General features: G+C 66.9%; 12 protein-coding genes and 1 tRNA gene. 8 read left to right on the plus strand and 5 right to left on the minus strand.

What is annotated here, in order from left to right:
- Nucleotides 1–41: 41 nt before the first annotated feature.
- Nucleotides 42–118, minus strand: a tRNA-Pro gene (locus U1701_RS00125).
- Nucleotides 119–430: 312 nt separating this feature from the next.
- On the opposite strand from U1701_RS00125, the gene yajC reads away from it, so the two are divergent.
- The 4 genes from yajC to U1701_RS00145 all read left to right on the plus strand — a co-directional run bounded on the left by yajC (nt 431) and on the right by U1701_RS00145 (nt 3,875).
- Nucleotides 431–772, plus strand: coding sequence for a preprotein translocase subunit YajC (yajC, locus tag U1701_RS00130; protein ID WP_332780510.1), 342 nt, complete (start codon nt 431–433; stop codon nt 770–772).
- Nucleotides 772–2,376 carry a protein translocase subunit SecD gene (secD, locus tag U1701_RS00135; RefSeq protein ID WP_332780511.1) on the plus strand — a complete coding sequence of 535 codons (1,605 nt, stop codon included), beginning with the start codon at nt 772–774 and terminating at the stop codon, nt 2,374–2,376. Before yajC ends, secD begins: the two co-directional genes overlap by 1 nt.
- Nucleotides 2,377–2,509: 133 nt before the next feature.
- Complete coding sequence (gene secF, locus U1701_RS00140) at nt 2,510–3,478, plus strand: protein translocase subunit SecF (RefSeq protein WP_332780512.1); 969 nt, start codon at nt 2,510–2,512, stop codon at nt 3,476–3,478.
- A gap of 13 nt (nt 3,479–3,491) precedes the next feature.
- Nucleotides 3,492–3,875 carry an Mth938-like domain-containing protein gene (locus U1701_RS00145; protein ID WP_332780513.1) on the plus strand — a complete coding sequence of 128 codons (384 nt, stop codon included), beginning with the start codon at nt 3,492–3,494 and terminating at the stop codon, nt 3,873–3,875.
- Here U1701_RS00145 and U1701_RS00150 read toward each other — a convergent pair.
- Both U1701_RS00150 and U1701_RS00155 read right to left on the minus strand, forming a co-directional pair.
- The gene (locus U1701_RS00150) at nt 3,813–5,018 is read right to left on the minus strand and encodes a glycosyltransferase (RefSeq protein WP_332780514.1); all 1,206 of its coding nucleotides are present in this window, start codon (nt 5,016–5,018) and stop codon (nt 3,813–3,815) included. The two genes, U1701_RS00145 and U1701_RS00150, sit on opposite strands and share 63 nt — an antisense overlap.
- Nucleotides 5,019–5,294: 276 nt before the next feature.
- Nucleotides 5,295–6,119 carry a pirin family protein gene (locus U1701_RS00155; protein ID WP_332780515.1) on the minus strand — a complete coding sequence of 275 codons (825 nt, stop codon included), beginning with the start codon at nt 6,117–6,119 and terminating at the stop codon, nt 5,295–5,297.
- A 125-nt stretch (nt 6,120–6,244) separates the two neighbouring features.
- On the opposite strand from U1701_RS00155, the gene U1701_RS00160 reads away from it, so the two are divergent.
- Entirely contained in the window at nt 6,245–7,216 is a 972-nt protein-coding gene (locus U1701_RS00160) for an outer membrane protein assembly factor BamD (RefSeq protein ID WP_332780516.1), read from the plus strand.
- Between the two features lie 228 nt (nt 7,217–7,444).
- Nucleotides 7,445–9,103: a DNA repair protein RecN gene (gene recN / locus U1701_RS00165; protein WP_332780517.1), complete on the plus strand. Its 1,659-nt coding sequence runs from the start codon at nt 7,445–7,447 to the stop codon at nt 9,101–9,103.
- A gap of 127 nt (nt 9,104–9,230) precedes the next feature.
- On the opposite strand, the gene U1701_RS00170 is transcribed toward recN, so the two are convergent.
- The gene (locus U1701_RS00170; RefSeq protein WP_332780518.1) at nt 9,231–10,010 is read right to left on the minus strand and encodes a class II aldolase/adducin family protein; all 780 of its coding nucleotides are present in this window, start codon (nt 10,008–10,010) and stop codon (nt 9,231–9,233) included.
- A 175-nt stretch (nt 10,011–10,185) separates the two neighbouring features.
- Nucleotides 10,186–11,160: an SDR family oxidoreductase gene (locus tag U1701_RS00175; RefSeq protein WP_332780519.1), complete on the minus strand. Its 975-nt coding sequence runs from the start codon at nt 11,158–11,160 to the stop codon at nt 10,186–10,188.
- Between the two features lie 101 nt (nt 11,161–11,261).
- Here U1701_RS00175 and ligA point away from each other — a divergent pair, with 101 nt between their 5' ends.
- Both ligA and U1701_RS00185 read left to right on the plus strand, forming a co-directional pair.
- A complete protein-coding gene (gene ligA, locus U1701_RS00180; protein ID WP_332780520.1) occupies nt 11,262–13,400 on the plus strand; it encodes an NAD-dependent DNA ligase LigA in 2,139 nt (712 codons plus the stop codon).
- A gap of 174 nt (nt 13,401–13,574) precedes the next feature.
- The gene (locus U1701_RS00185; RefSeq protein ID WP_332780521.1) at nt 13,575–16,844 is read left to right on the plus strand and encodes a TonB-dependent receptor; all 3,270 of its coding nucleotides are present in this window, start codon (nt 13,575–13,577) and stop codon (nt 16,842–16,844) included.
- Nucleotides 16,845–16,924: the final 80 nt, after the last annotated feature.

Genomic DNA, 16,924 nt, shown 5'->3' on the forward strand with positions numbered 1-16,924 from the left:
TGCGCTGGGGTGACGGGTTGGTGATGACGATGTTGTGATTTTGGTCGGGGCGACAGGATTCGAACCTGCGACCCCCACACCCCCAGTGTGATGCGCTACCAGGCTGCGCTACGCCCCGACCGAGCCGCGTGCCCTAAGCGGGTGTTGGGGGATATGCAAGTGTTGGATGCGCGGAGGGCGGTCGGATGTCACGCCGGACACTCCGTCACCCCGGACCTGTTCCGGGGTCCACCGCGCCGCAAAACCGGTGGCTGAGGATTTTCCGCACGGTGGATGCCGGAACAAGTCCGGCATGACGGGGGAGTTTGTGCCCACCCTGTCAGCGCGCGTCCCCACCCCTCCAGTTGCGCGCCGGCGCGTGCGGTGATAGCGGGCGGCCCATGCGAGTATGGGTCACCGGGGCCCTTCTTCCCTTCAGATACGGAACGCCATGTTCATCTCACCAGCTTTTGCCCAGACCGCCGACGGTGCCTCCGCGGCCGGGGGCGGGATCGCCTCGTTCCTGAGCCTTGCGCCGCTGTTCCTCGTCTTCGTCGTGTTCTATTTCCTGATGATCCGCCCGCAGCAAAAGCGCATGAAGGCGCTGCAGGCGTCGGTCGCGGCGGTGAAGAAGAATGACAGCGTCGTCACCGCGGGCGGCATCCTGGGCAAGGTCACCAAGGTCGAGGACAATGTCGTCGAGGTCGAGATCGCGCCGAACACGCGCGTCCGCGTCGTCAAGGCGACGTTGACCGACATCACCAGCCCCAACACGAAGCCGGCCAACGACTGATGCTGGATTTCCCGCGCTGGAAGGTCGCGTCGATCATCGGCCTGCTGGCCGTGCTCTGCGCGCTAGCGATCCCGAGCTTCTTCCCTGAGTCGACGACGAGCAAATGGGGCGCGATTCCGCATCCGCGGATCAACCTCGGGCTCGATCTCGCCGGCGGCAGCTATCTGCTGCTCGAAGCCGACACCGCCGACCTCGCCAATTCGCGGATCGAGGCGATGCGCGACAGCGTCGCGGGGACGATGCGCAACGGCACGCCGCGGATCGACATCGGCGACATCTCGTCGCGTGGCGGGCAACTGTCGTTCATGCTGCGGGATCCAAGCCAGGTCGACGCGGCGCGTGAGCGGTTGCTCGCGATCACCGGCGGCGGCGCCGGAATGAGCGGGCAGCGCGAATGGGATATCGCGGTGGTCGACACCAGCCGGTTCGTGCTGAAGCCGACCGAGGCCGGCGTCGCCGAGGCGATCGATACCGCGATGAAGGACGCGACCGAGGTCGTTCGCCGACGTATCGACGAACTCGGCACCAAGGAGCCGACCATCGTCCGCCAGGGCGCGACGCGGATCGTCGTACAGGTGCCCGGCCTGCAGAACCCGCAGGCTCTGAAGGACCTGATCGGCAAGACCGCCAAGCTCGAATTCAAGCTGGTCGACGAGACCGCGAACCCCGCCGATCTGGCGAAGGGCATCGCGCCGATCGGTAGCCAGGTGTTGCCGTACCCCGGCAGTCCGCGGGGCATTCCGTTCATCGCGGTCAAGCGATCGGTAATCATCTCGGGCGATCAACTCGCCGACGCGCGCCAGGAGTTCGACCAGCAGACCAACGCGCCGCAGGTGGCGATCACCTTCGACTCGGTCGGCGGCAAGCGCTTCGCCAAGGTCACGACCGAGAACACCAACAAGCCGTTCGCGATCATCCTCGACAATTCGGTGATCTCGGCACCCAACATCAACGAGCCGATCCTGGGCGGTCGCGCGTCGATTTCGGGCAGCTTCACGGTCCAGTCGGCGAACCAGCTGGCGATCGCGCTGCGCTCGGGCAAGCTGCCGGTGAACCTGAAGGTGATCGCGGAGAGCACGGTCAGCCCCGACCTCGGCAAGGACTCGATCCGTGCCGGCGTGCTGGCGAGCGTGATCGCCGCGCTGGCGGTGATCGTGTTCATGTTCGTCACCTATGGTCGCTTCGGCCTGTATGCGAACCTGGCGGTGGTCATCAACATCCTGGTGATCGTCGCCGTCATGGCGATGCTCAACGCGACGCTGACGTTGCCGGGCATCGCCGGCTTCGTGCTGACGATCGGCACCGCGGTGGACGCCAACGTGCTGATTAACGAGCGGATCCGCGAGGAACGCCGGCGTGGTCGCAGCGTCGTCCAGTCGGTCGAGCTCGGCTACAAGGAAGCGAGCCGCACGATCTTCGAGGCGAACGTGACGCATGCGATCACCGGCGTGATCATGCTGTTGCTGGGCTCTGGCCCGGTGAAGGGCTTCGCGGTCGTGCTGTTGATCGGCATCTGCACGTCGGTGTTCACCGCGGTGCTGTTCACGCGGATGCTGGTGGCGCTGTGGCTTCGCAAGAACCGCCCGACCACGATCAATATATGATGCCTCGTCGCATCGCCCCTTCCTTCCGTCATCCTGACGAAAGTCAGGATCCAGGGTTGCGGGCGGTGCGCTTGGGGCTCTGGATCCTGACGTTCGTCAGGATGACGAATACGCATAAGATGGCTGAACCGACATGCGCCTGCTGAAACTCGTACCCGACAACACGAACCTCAAGTTCGTCTCGCTTCGCAAATGGGCGTTCGGGCTGACGCTCGCGCTGTCGATCCTGGCGGTGGGGCTGGTGCTCACACGCGGGCTCAACATGGGCGTCGATTTCGTCGGCGGCGTGCTGATCGAGGAGAAGTTCGCGACGCCGCCGTCTATCGACCAGGTGCGGACCGAAGTCGACCGGCTGGGCGTCGGCGAAGCGTCGATCCAGTCGTTCAGCGACCCCAAGACGCTGTCGATCCGCCTGCCGATCCCTGAAAGCACCGATGAGGGCGCGACGAACCGGCTGGTGAAGAAGGTGTCGGACGACCTGGCGGTGAAATTCCCCGGCGCGACCTTCACCAAGTACGACACGATCTCGGGCAAGGTGTCGGACGAGCTGATCAGCAAGGGTCTGCTCGCGGTCGGCCTCGCGATCCTCGGCATCGCGCTGTTCGCGGTGGTGCGGTTCGAATGGCAGTTCGGCGTGTCGACCGTCGTCGCGATCGTCCACGACCTGTTGATGACGCTGGGCTTCTTCGCGCTGACGCAGTTCGAATTCGATCTCAACATCGTCGCCGCGGTGCTGACGATCATTTCCTACTCGATCAACGACAAGATCGTGATCGACGACCGTATCCGCGAGAATATGCGCCGGTACCGGAAAATGGACATGCGCGAGATCATCGACCTGTCGGTGAACGAGACGCTGCCGCGCACGGTGATGACATCGGTGACGATCCTGCTCGCTTTGGTCGCGATGCTGGTGCTGGGCGGGCATGTGCTGCGCGGCTTCACTGCGGCGATGATCCTGGGCATCGTCGTCGGCACCTATTCGTCGATCTACGTGTCGTCGTCGCTGCTGATCACGCTGGGGCTGCGCGCCGAGCCGACGCCGGGCAAGAAGACGGCGGCGGATGGTGCGGAACGCGTCGGTCCGAAAGCGCCCCGCTAATGCGGACGGGCGCATGAGAATGGACCGGGAGAAGACCGATGGGCCGATCATCTCGGCGTTCGGTCGTCACGGGTTCAAGGTCGACGACGGCTATTATGCGGCGCTGCTGATCACCCCCGAACGTGCCGATGGCTGGGAGCCGCCGGCGTTCGACGTGCTGGGCGAGGCGGATGTCGCGGCGCTGTTCGTGCTCGATCCCGCGCCCGAATTCCTGCTGCTCGGCACCGGTGCAACGCTTCGGCATCCGCCGCTGGCGTTCCGAAAAGCCATGGAAGCGCGGGGGATCGGGATCGAGTCGATGGACAGCCGCGCCGCGGCGCGTGCGTGGAGCGTCCTACGCGGCGAAGGGCGCTGGATCGCGGGCGCGCTCTATCCCTTGGTCGACCAGCCCGGCTAGGTGGGCATAGAGCGCCGCGGTGTTCGCCCCCCAGGTGAAGCGTGTCGCGGTCGCGCGGGTTGCGGCCGGTGACGGCGGGTTTGACAGTAAGTCGGTGATCGCGGCAGCGAAGGCGGCGGGCGTCCGCGCGGTGATGCGGCCGGCGTCGGGGCTGGTGACGACTTCGGCCGCACCGCCGGCGTCGGTGATGACGATCGGCGTGCCGCAGGCGAGCGCTTCGACCCAAGCGTTGGCGAGCCCCTCCGACGAAGACGCCAGCGCCATCACGTCGGCGGCGGCGATCAGCTCGGGCAGATCGGCGTGGGGGATGCTGCCGAGCAGGCGGATGCGGTCGGCGGTGCCGGTGCGCGCGATCAGCGCCTCCAGCCGCGCGCGATCGGGGCCCTCCCCGGCGATCAGCAACGACACGCCGGGCAACGTCGCGACCGCCTCGATCACAACGTCATGCCCCTTGCGTGGGATCAGCGCCCCGAGCAAGAGGATCAGCGGGCCCTCAATGCCCAACGGCACCTTCGCCGTGCGGCGATCGAGCGGCACGAAGCGGTCCTGATCGACCCCGGTCGCATGGACGGTGATGCGGTCGGCGGGCATGCCGAGCGCGACCATGTCGGCTTTCATCGCGGCGCTGACCGCGAGCAGCCCGGCCGCCCCCTGCCCTGCCGCGCGGATCTGCGCCGCGGTGGCGCGCGCGCGGCCCCAATGGTGGATGTCGGCGCCGCGGGCCTTGATCGACACCGGCACGCCGTAGCGTTTTCCGAGGGCGACCGCGGCGAGTCCATCGGGAAAGAAGAACGACGCGTCGATCACGTCGAACGCAAAGTCCGCGCGGAGATGGTCGAGCACCGGGATCAGCGCGCGTTCCAAGGCCTGCGCGTGCCAGCGCCCGCCGGTCAGCGGCCAGGCGGTGAAGCGCGGGCGCAGGACCTCGATCCCCTTCCAATTCTGTCGATCCGGCAGCGCGGCGAGGGCGGCACGGGCGGGAAGGTGACGCAACGGTCCGGGCGGCAGGCCAAGCGGCGCGACCGCCTTCAGCCGGACGTCGGGATGCGCGGCGAGACCCAGCGTCTGCCGCTCGACGAACACGCCGAAATTGGGCCGCGTCGCGTCGGGGAACAGCGTGGACAGGGTCAGGACGCGCAGCATTGCGGGTCGGGTTTAGGGGGGAAAGGTTAAGCGCATCCTCGTCACCTCACCATGCTCGTCACCCCAGCGAAGGCTGGGGTCTTTCCGTTACGATCCGCGTCCTTGCGGCACGAGACCCCAGCCTTCGCTGGGGTGACGAGAAAGAGCGGACGGGGCGAGTGAAGGCGGGGAGGAGCGACGCAACCGTTCCCCCGCGGAGGCGGGGGTCCAGGGTTGCGGGCGCTGGTGCTCGAACTCCTGGACTCCCGCTTTCGCGGGAGAACCGTCCGGGATGCCTCAGATCCGCGTCGCGCCCGGATAGGCGAAGAGCAAATCCGCATCCGCGCTGGTTTCGACCGACTCGCTCCCGGTGACGGTCACGCATTCGCCCGCCTTGAACGCGACGCCGGCGACCGAGCCCGAGCCGGTGATCGGGATCACCCAGCCGGTCTTGCCCTCGGGCAGATTGACGACATGCTCGCCGCCCTTCCAGCGTTCGAGGACGAATTTGGGCCCTTCGACCATGATCGTCCGCCCGGTCTCGATTTCCAGCGGCGGCGCGACCGGAACGTACGGAGTCGGATCGGCGACAGCGATGCCGTCGTCGAGGTGGAGTTCGCGGTCGCTGCCGTAATCGTAGAGGCGATAGGTCGTCTCGCTATTCTGCTGGACCTCGATCACCGTCACGCCGCCGCCGATCGCGTGGATCGTGTCGGACGCGCAGTACATGAAGTCGCCGGCCTCGACCGGCTTCCAGTCGAGCAGGTCCTCGATCGTGCCGTCGATCGCCGCGGCGCGCAGCGCGTCCTTGGACACCGGCGCCTTGGTGCCGACCGCGATCGTCGAGGTCGGTTCGGCAGCGAGCACCGTCCAGCATTCGTCCTTGCCGCGCGGCAGCCCGCGCGCATGCGCCTGATCGTCGTCGGGATGGACCTGCACCGACAGCTTCTCGCTGGTGAACAGATATTTGATCAGCAGGTCGGGGGTGGTGTCGCCGGGCGCCTGGAACCAGACTTCGCCGATCGGCGGGGCGCCGGGTGCGGGATCGTCGAACCCGGGCCAGAGCGTGCTCCGCCCCCATGGCTTTTCGACGCGGTGGGTGTGGAGCAGGGTGGCGGGCATGATGGTCCTTTTTGGTGTGTGACGTGTGTCCGTCAACGCGCGGACTTTGCCGCGCGATCCGCCGCCTGTGAACCCCGTCGAAAGGGATTGTTCGGGTGCGGCGGGATACGCTAAGGACAGTTTCGATGCGTATCCCCCAGTCTCGTGCAAAGCTGCCTCGTGCGCTTGTCGTCACGCTCCTCGCCGCGCTTGCGCTTCCCGTTGCCGGTTGTGCGACCTCGCGCAGCAAGGGCGACCTTCCTTACGTCGCGCGCGACGTTGGCACGCTCTATTCGACCGCGAAGCGGCGGCTCGACCAGGGCCGCTACAAGGAAGCCGCGCAGCTGTTCGACGAGGTCGAGCGCCAGCATCCCTATTCGATCTGGGCGCGCCGCGCACAGATCATGAGCGCGTTCAGCTATTATCTCGGCAAGGATTATACCGCGTCGATCGCGTCGGCGCAGCGCTTCCTGGCGGTGCACCCGGGCAACCGCGACGCGCCCTATGCCTATTATCTCGTCGCGCTCGGCTATTACGAGCAGATCACCGACGTCACGCGCGACCAGAAGATCACGCGCCAGGCGCTCGATTCGCTGGGCGAACTGATGCGGCGCTATCCGAACACGCGCTATGCGTCGGATGCGCGGCTGAAGATCGATCTGGTCAACGACCATCTCGCCGGCAAGGAGATGGAGATCGGGCGCTTTTACGAGACGCGGCGCCAGTGGCTCGCGGCATCGGGCCGGTATCGTACCGTTGTCGACCAGTATCAGCAGACCACCCACACGCCGGAAGCGCTGATGCGGCTGACCGAGGCGTATCTGGCGCTTGGCGTGCCGGTCGAGGCCGAGAAGTCGGCCGCGGTGCTGGGCCGCAACTATCCGGGGACCGACTGGTACCAGCACGCCTATGACCTGCTGCAGAAGAATCCGGTCAAGCCGGTCGCGCCGCTGAAGCCGGGCGAACCGGTGGTGCCGGCGGGGACCAAGGGTCTGCCGTCGGTGTCGGTCGAATTGGACGAGCCGACGTCGACGCCGGCGGGTCCTGTGGGTCCGAGTTCGCGCCCGAACCCGGTCGGGTCGGGCGGGCAGCCGTCGAATACGGGGCCTGGGATCTGATCGGCGCCTGACGGCGTCGATCATGTCAGTCGCAACCTATCATGATCGCTTCCCCGGCGAAGGCCGGGGTCCAGTTGGAAAGGTTGAGGTAATGGAGGACCGCCCTTCATTACCGCTGTCCCCCAACTGGGCCCCGGCCTCCGCTGGGGAAGTGCGTATGGCGATGCCCGGCTCATCAGAACATAGGGGGATCACTTCGCGCCCCCGTTCGTCTAAGGCGTCGACACGATGCTGACAGATCTATCCATTCGCGACGTGGTGCTGATCGAGGCGCTGGACCTGGGTTTCGGCCACGGGCTCGGCGTGCTGACCGGCGAGACCGGGGCGGGCAAGTCGATCCTGCTCGATGCGCTGGGGCTGGCGTTGGGCGGACGCGGCGATTCGGGGCTGGTGCGGCACGGCGCGACGCAGGCGGTGGTCACCGCGACGTTCGATCCCCCCGCCGCCGATGCACCGCTGGCCGCCTTGCTCGACGAGAATGCGCTGGAGATCGAGCCCGGCGAACCGCTCATCATTCGTCGCATCGTCAAGGCGGACGGCGGCAGCCGCGGCTTCGTCAACGACCAGCCGGCGTCGGTGGGGCTGCTGCGCGAGATGGCGCCGCACCTCGTCGAAATCCACGGCCAGCATGACGAGCGCGGGCTGCTCAACCCGCGCGGCCACCGGGCATTGCTCGACATTTTCGGGCGGACCGAGCCTGCAGCGGTCGCGCGCGCCTGGGGCGTGTTGCGCACGGCGGAAGCCGAACTTGCCACGGCGCGCGCGGACATCGAGGCCGCGGCCCGCGATCGCGAATGGCTGGAGCATACCGTCGGCGAGCTGACGACGCTCGCGCCGCAGCCCGGCGAGGAAGAGACGCTCGCCGAGACGCGCCGGTCGATGCAACGTGCCGAGAAGATCGCCGACGATCTGAGCGCGATCGACGACTATCTTGAGGGATCGGACGGCGGGCTGGCGAAGCTGCGGCAGGCGGCGCGCGTCCTGGAACGGATCGCGGGCGATCATGCCGCGCTCGGCGAGGCGCTGGCGGCGGTCGACCGTGCGGTGATCGAAGGCGCGCTGGCCGAGGAGCATCTGCGCGATGCCCGCGCCGAGCTCGCCTATGATCCGCGTGCGCTGGAGGATGACGAGGCGCGGCTGTTCGAGCTGCGCGCGATGGCGCGCAAGCACCGGGTGCAGCCCGACGACCTTGCGGCCTTGGCCGACGAGATGCGCGGCAAGCTCGAGCGGCTCGACGCCGGCGAAGGCGGGATCGTGGCGTTGGAGGCAACGGTGAAAGCCGCGCAGGCCGACTATGACGCGGCGGCGGTGGCGCTGACCGAACGGCGGCTGAAGGCGGCGGCGAGGCTGGACGGGGCGGTGGCGGGCGAGCTTGCGCCGCTGAAGCTGGACGCGGCGCGGTTCCGCACGGTGGTGGCGGAGACCGACGAGTGGTCGGCGGCGGGCAAGGACCGTGTCGAGTTCGAGATCTCGACCAACCCCGGCGCGCCGTTCGCGGGGCTGACCAAGATCGCGTCGGGGGGCGAATTGTCGCGCTTCATCCTCGCGCTGAAGGTCGCGCTGGCGGAGGAAGGCGGCGCGTCGACGATGGTGTTCGACGAGATCGACCGCGGCGTCGGCGGCGCGGTGGCCAGCGCGATCGGCGAACGCCTGGCGCGGCTGGCGTTGTCGACGCAGCTGCTGGTGGTGACGCACAGCCCGCAGGTCGCGGCGCGCGGGGCGAAGCATTTGCTGATCGCCAAGAGCAGCGACGGTACGGTGACGCGCACCGGCGTGCGCGCGCTGAGCGAGTCGGAACGGCGGGAAGAAATCGCGCGGATGCTGTCGGGCGCGACGATTACGGATGAGGCGCGGGCGCAGGCGGAGCGGTTGCTGGAGACGGCGTAGGCCACTGCTCCCCTCCCTGGAAGGGAGGGGTTGGGGGTGGGTCGGATCTTGGGGCGGGCGATGTGAGTCTCAAGACCTACCCCCGGCCCCTCCCTTCCAGGGAGGGGAGCAGTGCCGCGACGTTACCTTAATCCCGATATCCCGGGTTGGTCCGGTCGAGTTTCCGTAGCAACGCCGGCCACGCCAGCCCCTCGGCCAGCATCCGGATCCCCGGCCCACTGGACTGACTCTGCACCTTCTCCGCCACCCCCTCGTTCGGGGTGTTGAGCCCAGCCCGGCCGGCGCTCAGCATCAACACCTGCGCCTCGCACGCGCGTTCGAGGAAATACATCCGCAGGAACGCCTGCGGCACCGATTCGCCAACCGTCAGCGTGCCGTGGTTGCGCAGGATCATGCTGTTCTTGACGCCGAGATCAGCGACCAGCCGCTCGCGCTCGTCGAGCTCGGTCGCGATACCCTCGAAGTCGTGATAGGCGACGTCGTGCCCGGCGATCATCGATGTCTGGGTGTGCGGCAACAGCCCCTCGGCCATCGCCGACACCGCCTGGCCGTGCGGGGTGTGGAGATGCAGCACCGCGACCGCGTCCTCGCGGCCGGCATGGATCGCGGAATGGATCACGAACCCCGCGCGGTTGACCGGCGCGGGGGTGTCGGTGACCTTGTTGCCTTCGATGTCGATCTTGATCAGCGACGAGGCGGTGATCTCCTCGAACATGTGCGTGTAGGGGTTGATCAGGAAATGATGCTCGGGCCCGGGCACGCGCGCGGAAATGTGCGTGAAGATCAGGTCGTCCCAGCCGTACAGTGCCACGAGCCGATACGCGGCCGCGAGATCGACGCGCTGCGCCCACTCCTCGGGCGACACCTGGTCGCGAACCGTGGGCGTGGGCTTGAGTGCGGTTGCCATGCTTCCTCTCCTTGTTTTGCCGGAAGGTATAGCATGGTGTCCAGGGGTTTGCGTAGCGGTTCCCCGGCGAAGGCCGGGGCCCAGTTGGGAAGGCACATGTAATAGGCCGCGGCACTCCGTTACCGTCGTCCCCAACTGGGCCCCGGCCTTCGCCGGGGAACCGCTTTGGAAGGCGTCAGATCACGCCCGTCCCGCCGGTCGCGCCGAACACGCTGCCGCTGGTGAAGCTGGTGCCGGGATCCGCGAGCGTAACGTAGAGCAGACCGAGTTCGGCCGGCTGGCCGGCACGCCCCAACGGCGTATCCTGCCCAAACTCGCCGAGCTTGCCCGGCAGCTGTCCGCCGACGACCTGCAGCGGCGTCCACACCGGGCCCGGCGCCACCGCGTTGACGCGGATACCCTGCTTGCCGAGCTGCTTGGCCAGCCCCTTGGTGAAGATCATGATCGCGCCCTTGGTCGAGGCATAGTCGAGCAGTTCCTCGCCTGGATCGACCGAATTGACCGACGCGGTGTTGATGATCACCGCACCCGGCTTCATCAGCGGAATCGCTGCCTTGCAGATGTGGAACATCGCATAGACGTTGGTCTTCATCGTGCGGTCGAACTGTTCGGCGGTGATCTCGGCGATCGACGCCTTGGACTGCTGGTAAGCCGCGTTGTTGACGAGGATGTCGAGCCCGCCCAGCTCGCGATTGGCGCGCGCGACGAGGTCGCGGCAGAATTTCTCGTCGGTCAGGTCGCCGGGGATCAGCACGACCTTGCGCCCCTCGCCGCGGAGCAGCTTGGCGACATCCTGCGCGTCGGGTTCCTCGGTCGGATAATAGTTGATCGCGACGTCGGCACCTTCGCGCGAGAAGGCGATCACCGCGGCGCGGCCGATCCCCGAATCGCCGCCGGTGACGAGCGCCTTGCGGCCCGCGAGCCGGCCCGAGCCGCGATAGCTGGTCTCGCCGCAATCGGGCACCGGACGCATATCGCGCTGCAACCCGGGCCATTTCTGATGCTGTTCAGGCAACGGCGTCGCGACATATTTGGTCTGGGGGTCGGACAGCCGGGCAGCGCCCTGTGCCATCGCGGGTCCCGCCGCGGCGGCGAGGCCGGCGACGGCGGCGCCCTTGAACAGGTCGCGGCGGTTGGTGTCGTCAGTCATGCGTAATCTCCGGGAAAAAAACTATTATTTACTGAATACTTAACTCGACCGAATGTTCAGACCCCTTGTCGGGTGGGGCCGCCCTCCCCTAACCCTGACCGATGCCGTCCCCGACCGAACTTCCCGCCACCGAAACCGATGCCGCCGCCGAGCTGGAGACGCTCGCCGCGCAGATCGCGTATCACAACGCGCGCTATCATACGGACGATGCGCCGGAGATCTCGGACGCGGCGTACGACGCACTGGTCCGGCGCAACGCAGCAATTGAGGCACGATTCCCGACTTTGGTGCGCGCCGATTCGCCGAGCCGGACGGTCGGCGCGGCGCCGGCAGGCCACCTCGCCAAGGTCGCGCATGCCAAGGCGATGATGAGCCTCGACAACGCGTTCGCCGACGACGAGGTCGAGGAGTTCGTCGCGCGGGTGCGGCGGTTTTTGAAGCTGGCCGACGACGAACCCGTCGCGCTGACCGCCGAGCCGAAGATCGACGGACTGTCCTGCTCGCTGCGCTACGAGGACGGGCGGCTGGTCCAGGCGCTGACCCGCGGCGACGGACAGGTCGGCGAGGACGTGACCGCGAACGTCCTAACGATCGCCGACATCCCGCAGGTGCTGAACGGCGAGGCGCCCGCGGTGTTCGAGGTCCGCGGCGAGGTGTATATGGCGAAGGCCGACTTCGCCGCGCTCAACGCCCGCCTGCTCGCCGAAGCCGAAGAGACCGGCAAGGACGCGCGCCAGTTCGCCAATCCGCGCAACGCCGCGGCGGGGTCGCTTCGCCAAAAGGACGCGGCGGTCACTGCGAGCCGGCCGCTGATGTTCCTCGCGCATGGCTGGGGCGAAACCAGCACGATGCCCGCGGATACGCAGGCCGGAGTGGTCGCGGCGTTGCGCGCGTGGGGCTTCCCGATCGCCGAGGCGTTTACCCGAGTCGAGAGTACCGCCGACGCGCTCGCGGTCTACCGCGCGATCGAGGCGGCGCGCGCCGACCTGCCGTTCGACATCGACGGCGTGGTCTACAAGGTCGACCGGCTCGACTGGCAGGCGCGCCTCGGCCAGGTGGCGAAGGCGCCGCGCTGGGCGATCGCGCATAAATTTCCCGCCGAGCGCGCGCAGACCATCCTCCGCGCGATCGACATCCAGGTCGGGCGGACCGGCGCGATGACCCCGGTCGCGCGGTTGGAGCCGGTGACGGTCGGCGGCGTCGTCGTGACCAATGCGACGCTGCACAATGCCGACGAGATCGCGCGGCTCGGCGTGGCGCCCGGCGACCGCGTGCTCGTCCAGAGGGCCGGCGATGTCATCCCGCAGATCGTCGAGAATCTGACTCCCGATGCGACGCGCGACGCGTGGGTATTCCCGCATGCCTGCCCCGAATGTGGGTCGGCCGCCGACCGTGAAGAGGGCGAGGTCGTGTATCGCTGCACCGGCGGGTTGATCTGCCCGGCGCAGCGCGTCGAGCGGCTGATCCACTTCGCGTCGCGCCACGCCTTCGACATCGGGGGACTCGGCCAGACGCTGATCGAGGCGTTCTTCCGCGACGGCCTGATCGAATCGCCCGCCGACATCTTCCGCCTGACTGAGGAGCAGCTGGCGGCGCGCAAGAAGGACGGGCGGATCTGGGCCGCCAAGGTGATCGCCGCGATCGAGGCCAAGCGGACGATCCCGCTCGACCGGTTCCTGTTCTCGCTCGGCATCCGCCATGTCGGCGAGATTACCGCCCGCGACCTGGCGCGCCGCTATGTGTCGGCCAAGGCACTCGGCGCGATGCTGCGCCGTGCGGTGGTCCTGCGCGCGCAAATCGTGCCGGTGATCGGCGAGCCCGAGCGCAAGTTCGTGCTCCGCCGCGACAAGATCCTGGTGGCGGCGATCGAAACCGCGGGGATCGGCCCCGAAGTCGCGAGCGCGCTGGTCGGCTTTTGCGCCGAGCCGCATAACCGGCGCGTGGTCTTCGACCTGCTGCGCGAGGTCGCGCCGCAGGACGTGGTATACGAAACGCGCGCCTCCGAGGTGAACGGCTGGACGCTGGTCTTCACCGGCAGCCTGGAGACGCTGAGCCGCGACGAGGCCAAGGCGCAGGCCGAGGCGCTCGGCGCGCGGGTCGCGGCATCGGTCTCGGCAAAGACCGACATGGTGATCGCCGGGCCGGGGGCGGGATCGAAGCTGAAAAAGGCGGCGGATCTGGGGGTTCGCGTGATCGACGAGGCCGCATGGTCACAGATCGTGACGGATGCGACACGATAGGGTTACTCTCACGCAGTCAAACCCGTGGTTTTTTTGCAACGCACCACGGGCAAACTCGGTTCCGTCGGATTGCGACTCGCATATGTCACAGACGTGAAATATTCCCCGTGCAGGGGCGCGGATGACGGCACAGGGAAGCCGACACCGAGCATGTGCTCCAAGGGGACTATTCAGATGCGTAACAACCTATTTCTGGGCGCTGCAGCCATTGCGCTCGTGGCGCCGATGGTCGCGTCCGCGCAGGAAACGACGTCTTCGATCCGCGGTAGCGTGACCGCTGGCGGCGTGGCCGTCCCAGGTGCGCAGATCACCGTGACCAACGTGCCGTCGGGCACCAAGTCGACGACCACGACGGACGCCAGCGGCGGCTTCACGGTCTCGGGTATCCGCGGCGGCGGCCCCTACACCGTCGACGTTGCCAGCGCGCAGGGCAACACGTCGGTCACCGACATTTATACCGTCGTCCAGCAGGCCTATGACCTGCCGATCGATCTTGCCGCCAACGCCGGTGGCGAAGAGATCGTCGTGACGGCCTCGTCGATCCGCGGCGCCGGCGTCACGTCGGACGGTCCGCAGACCGTGCTGACACAGGCTGACGTCCGCAAGGTCGCATCGGTCAACCGCGACATTCGCGACATCGAACGCCGCAGCCCGTTCGCCTCGCTCGATCTGTCGAACAGCCGCGCCGTGAGCTTTGCCGGCGTCAACCCGCGCTTCAACCGCTTCACGATCAATGGCGTCCAGGTCGGCGACAGCTTCGGTCTCAACCCCGACGCGAGCCCCACCGGCCGCGGCCCGATCCCGTTCGATGCGATCGGGTCGGTCGCGATCTCGATCGCACCGTATGACGTCCGCCAGGGCGGGTTCCAGGGTGGCGCGATCGATACCGTGCTGCTGTCGGGCGACAACACGTTCCACGGCACCGGGTTCTATTCGCAGAGCCGCGACGATATCCAGGGCGACCGCATCGGTTCGACCAAGGTGGTCCTGCCGAGCTACAAGAGCGAGACCTATGGTGCGACCCTGCGCGGGCCGATCATCAAGGACAAGCTGTTCTTCATGGTCTCCGCCGAGCGCAACACCGATCCACGTCCGTTCTCGCCGTCCTCGGCATCGGGCGTTCAGGGCCTGAACGACTCGCTGGTCGCCAACATTTCGGCAATCGCGCAGAGCAAATATGGCTACGACACGGGCGGTGTGCTCGCGATCAATCCGAACAAGGACGAGAAGATCGTCGGGCGGATCGACTGGAACATCACCGATCGTCAGAAGCTGACGCTGTCCTACGTCAACGCGTATGACACGTTCACCGCGCTGCAGAACACCACCGCGGCTGGCAGCTCGCCCAGCCTCGGCCTCGAGTCGAACGCGTATGCGACGACCGAGCTGCTGCGCACCGGCATCGTTCAGTTGAACTCCGACTGGACGGACAATTTCTCGACCGAACTTCGCGGGCTCTACAAGAGCAACCGCCGCGGTCAGGAACCGCTGCTGGGTCGCGGCTTCGCGCAGTTCGGCGTCTGCCTGGATCCGACCGGGGCGACCACCCCGGCCGGCACGGCAAACACCTCGACCAACACGACCTGCTCGCCCAACACCCCGCGCGTGTTCTTCGGTCCGGACATCAGCCGTCAGACCAACACCCTGTTCGTCGACACCTGGGGTGGTTCGGCGCTGGCGCGCTACACCGCGGGCGATCACGAGGTTCGACTGTTCGGCGAGTATATGGAGAACCGGACGTCGAACAACTTCCTGCAGTACAGCGCAGGCGGATACATCTTTGACTCGGTCGCCGACTTCCAGGCCGGCAACGCCAACCAGCTGATCTACGGCGCAACGCTCAACGGCCAGCCCGATGGCGCGTCCGCCGAGTTCAAATATGGTCAGTTCACCTTCGGCCTTCAGGACGACTGGCGGATCAACGACAAGCTGACGCTGACCTACGGCATCCGTTACGATCTGTACGGCATGCGCGACGCGCCGACGCTCAACACGTTCTTCCTCGGGCGCTACGGCTTCCCGAACACGCAGACGTACAAGGGCCTGGACAATTTCCAGCCGCGCATGAGCTTCAACTATCGTGCGACCTCGCGTCTGAAAATCCGCGGCGGCGTGGGTGTGTTCGGTGGTGGTTCGCCCGACATCTATCTGTCGAACAGCTTCTCGAACACGACGCTGTCGAACCGCGTGACGATCAGCCGCAACGGCAACACCAACACCTGCACGGGCGGCGTCCCGAACGACGTCTGCGTCGCTGCGCTCAACAACGTGAACGGAAAGACGATCCCGGCCGCGGTGCAAACCTATGCGACGACCAGCACCGCAACGCTGCCCAACAGCAGCACCGGCGCGTTGGCGCAGGACTTCCGCCTGCCGTCGGTCCTGAAGGCGACTCTGTCGGCCGATTACGACATCTTCGGCATCAATTTCGGCGCCGACTATGTCTACACCGACACGCTGCAGGCCGTGCTGTTCACGGATATCCGTTCGCAGCGGGTCGGCACGCTGCCGGATGGTCGCCCGCGCTACAATTCGGTGACCACCTTCGCCGACAACAACTACGACATCCTGCTCGGCAACACGTCGCGCGGTCGGGCGCATATCGCGGTCGTCCGGTTCGACAAGGAGTTCGACTGGGGCCTGTCGCTCGGCGGCAGCTACACCTATCAGGACGTCAAGGACGTGGCAGCGGCGACCTCGTCGACGATCAACTCGAACTACGCCAACCAGGCGATGGCAGACCCCAACCTGCCCGCCTATGGCACCTCGAGCGATCAGGCGAAGTGGCAGTTCAAGTACAGCGTGGGCTATGACCATGCGTTCTTCGGCGACTACAAGACCACGGTGCAGCTGTTCGGCGAAACCCGCGCGGGACGCCCCTACAGCTTCACCATGCAGGACAACGTCAGCACGCGTTCGAACGTGTTCGGCACGCTGCTGAACAACAACCGCTACCTGCTCTACGTTCCGACCGGCGCCAACGATCCGCTGGTGACCTATGACAACGCGACAACGCAGACGGCGCTCGACACGTTGATCAACAACAGCGCGCTGAAGGACTATCGCGGCAAGATCGCTCCGAAGAACATCGCCCGCAGCGGCGTCTTCACCCGCATCGATCTTCACCTCGAACAGGAACTGCCGACCTTCGTCGGTGGATCGCGCGTTTCGCTGTTCGCGGATATCGAGAACCTGCCCAACCTGCTCAACAGCAAGTGGGGTGGCCTTCGCCAGCTCGGCTTCCCGCAGACCGCCGACGTCGTTCGCGTGGCTTGCTTGGGTGCAACGGGTGCACCGCTGACAGGGGCGATCGGTTCGGCGACCAACCCGGCCAATGGCTGTGTTCGCTACCAGTACTCGTCCTATGTCGAACCGCGCGAGCGTCTGGTGACTGCCGCGCAGTCGCTCTACCTGATCCGGGTTGGCGCACGCTTCTCGTTCTAAGCGTCGCCTCGATCGATCGGCTGAAGGGGCCGCCGTTCCATCCGGGACGGCGGCCCTTTTGGTTTGGGCGGCGCCGCCTT

This window comes from Sphingomonas rhamnosi, from assembly GCF_036663615.1.
Lineage (GTDB): Bacteria > Pseudomonadota > Alphaproteobacteria > Sphingomonadales > Sphingomonadaceae > Sphingomonas.

Coding starts and splice junctions, on each gene's coding strand:
- U1701_RS00145 (WP_332780513.1), top strand. CDS start 3,492: ATGAGAATGGACCGGGAGAAGACCGATGGGCCGATCATCTCGGCGTTC.
- U1701_RS00155 (WP_332780515.1), bottom strand. CDS start 6,119: ATGCCCGCCACCCTGCTCCACACCCACCGCGTCGAAAAGCCATGGGGG.
- ligA (WP_332780520.1), top strand. CDS start 11,262: ATGCCGTCCCCGACCGAACTTCCCGCCACCGAAACCGATGCCGCCGCC.
- U1701_RS00175 (WP_332780519.1), bottom strand. CDS start 11,160: ATGACTGACGACACCAACCGCCGCGACCTGTTCAAGGGCGCCGCCGTC.
- U1701_RS00170 (WP_332780518.1), bottom strand. CDS start 10,010: ATGGCAACCGCACTCAAGCCCACGCCCACGGTTCGCGACCAGGTGTCG.
- U1701_RS00150 (WP_332780514.1), bottom strand. CDS start 5,018: ATGCTGCGCGTCCTGACCCTGTCCACGCTGTTCCCCGACGCGACGCGG.
- secD (WP_332780511.1), top strand. CDS start 772: ATGCTGGATTTCCCGCGCTGGAAGGTCGCGTCGATCATCGGCCTGCTG.
- recN (WP_332780517.1), top strand. CDS start 7,445: ATGCTGACAGATCTATCCATTCGCGACGTGGTGCTGATCGAGGCGCTG.
- U1701_RS00160 (WP_332780516.1), top strand. CDS start 6,245: ATGCGTATCCCCCAGTCTCGTGCAAAGCTGCCTCGTGCGCTTGTCGTC.
- yajC (WP_332780510.1), top strand. CDS start 431: ATGTTCATCTCACCAGCTTTTGCCCAGACCGCCGACGGTGCCTCCGCG.
- U1701_RS00185 (WP_332780521.1), top strand. CDS start 13,575: ATGCGTAACAACCTATTTCTGGGCGCTGCAGCCATTGCGCTCGTGGCG.
- secF (WP_332780512.1), top strand. CDS start 2,510: ATGCGCCTGCTGAAACTCGTACCCGACAACACGAACCTCAAGTTCGTC.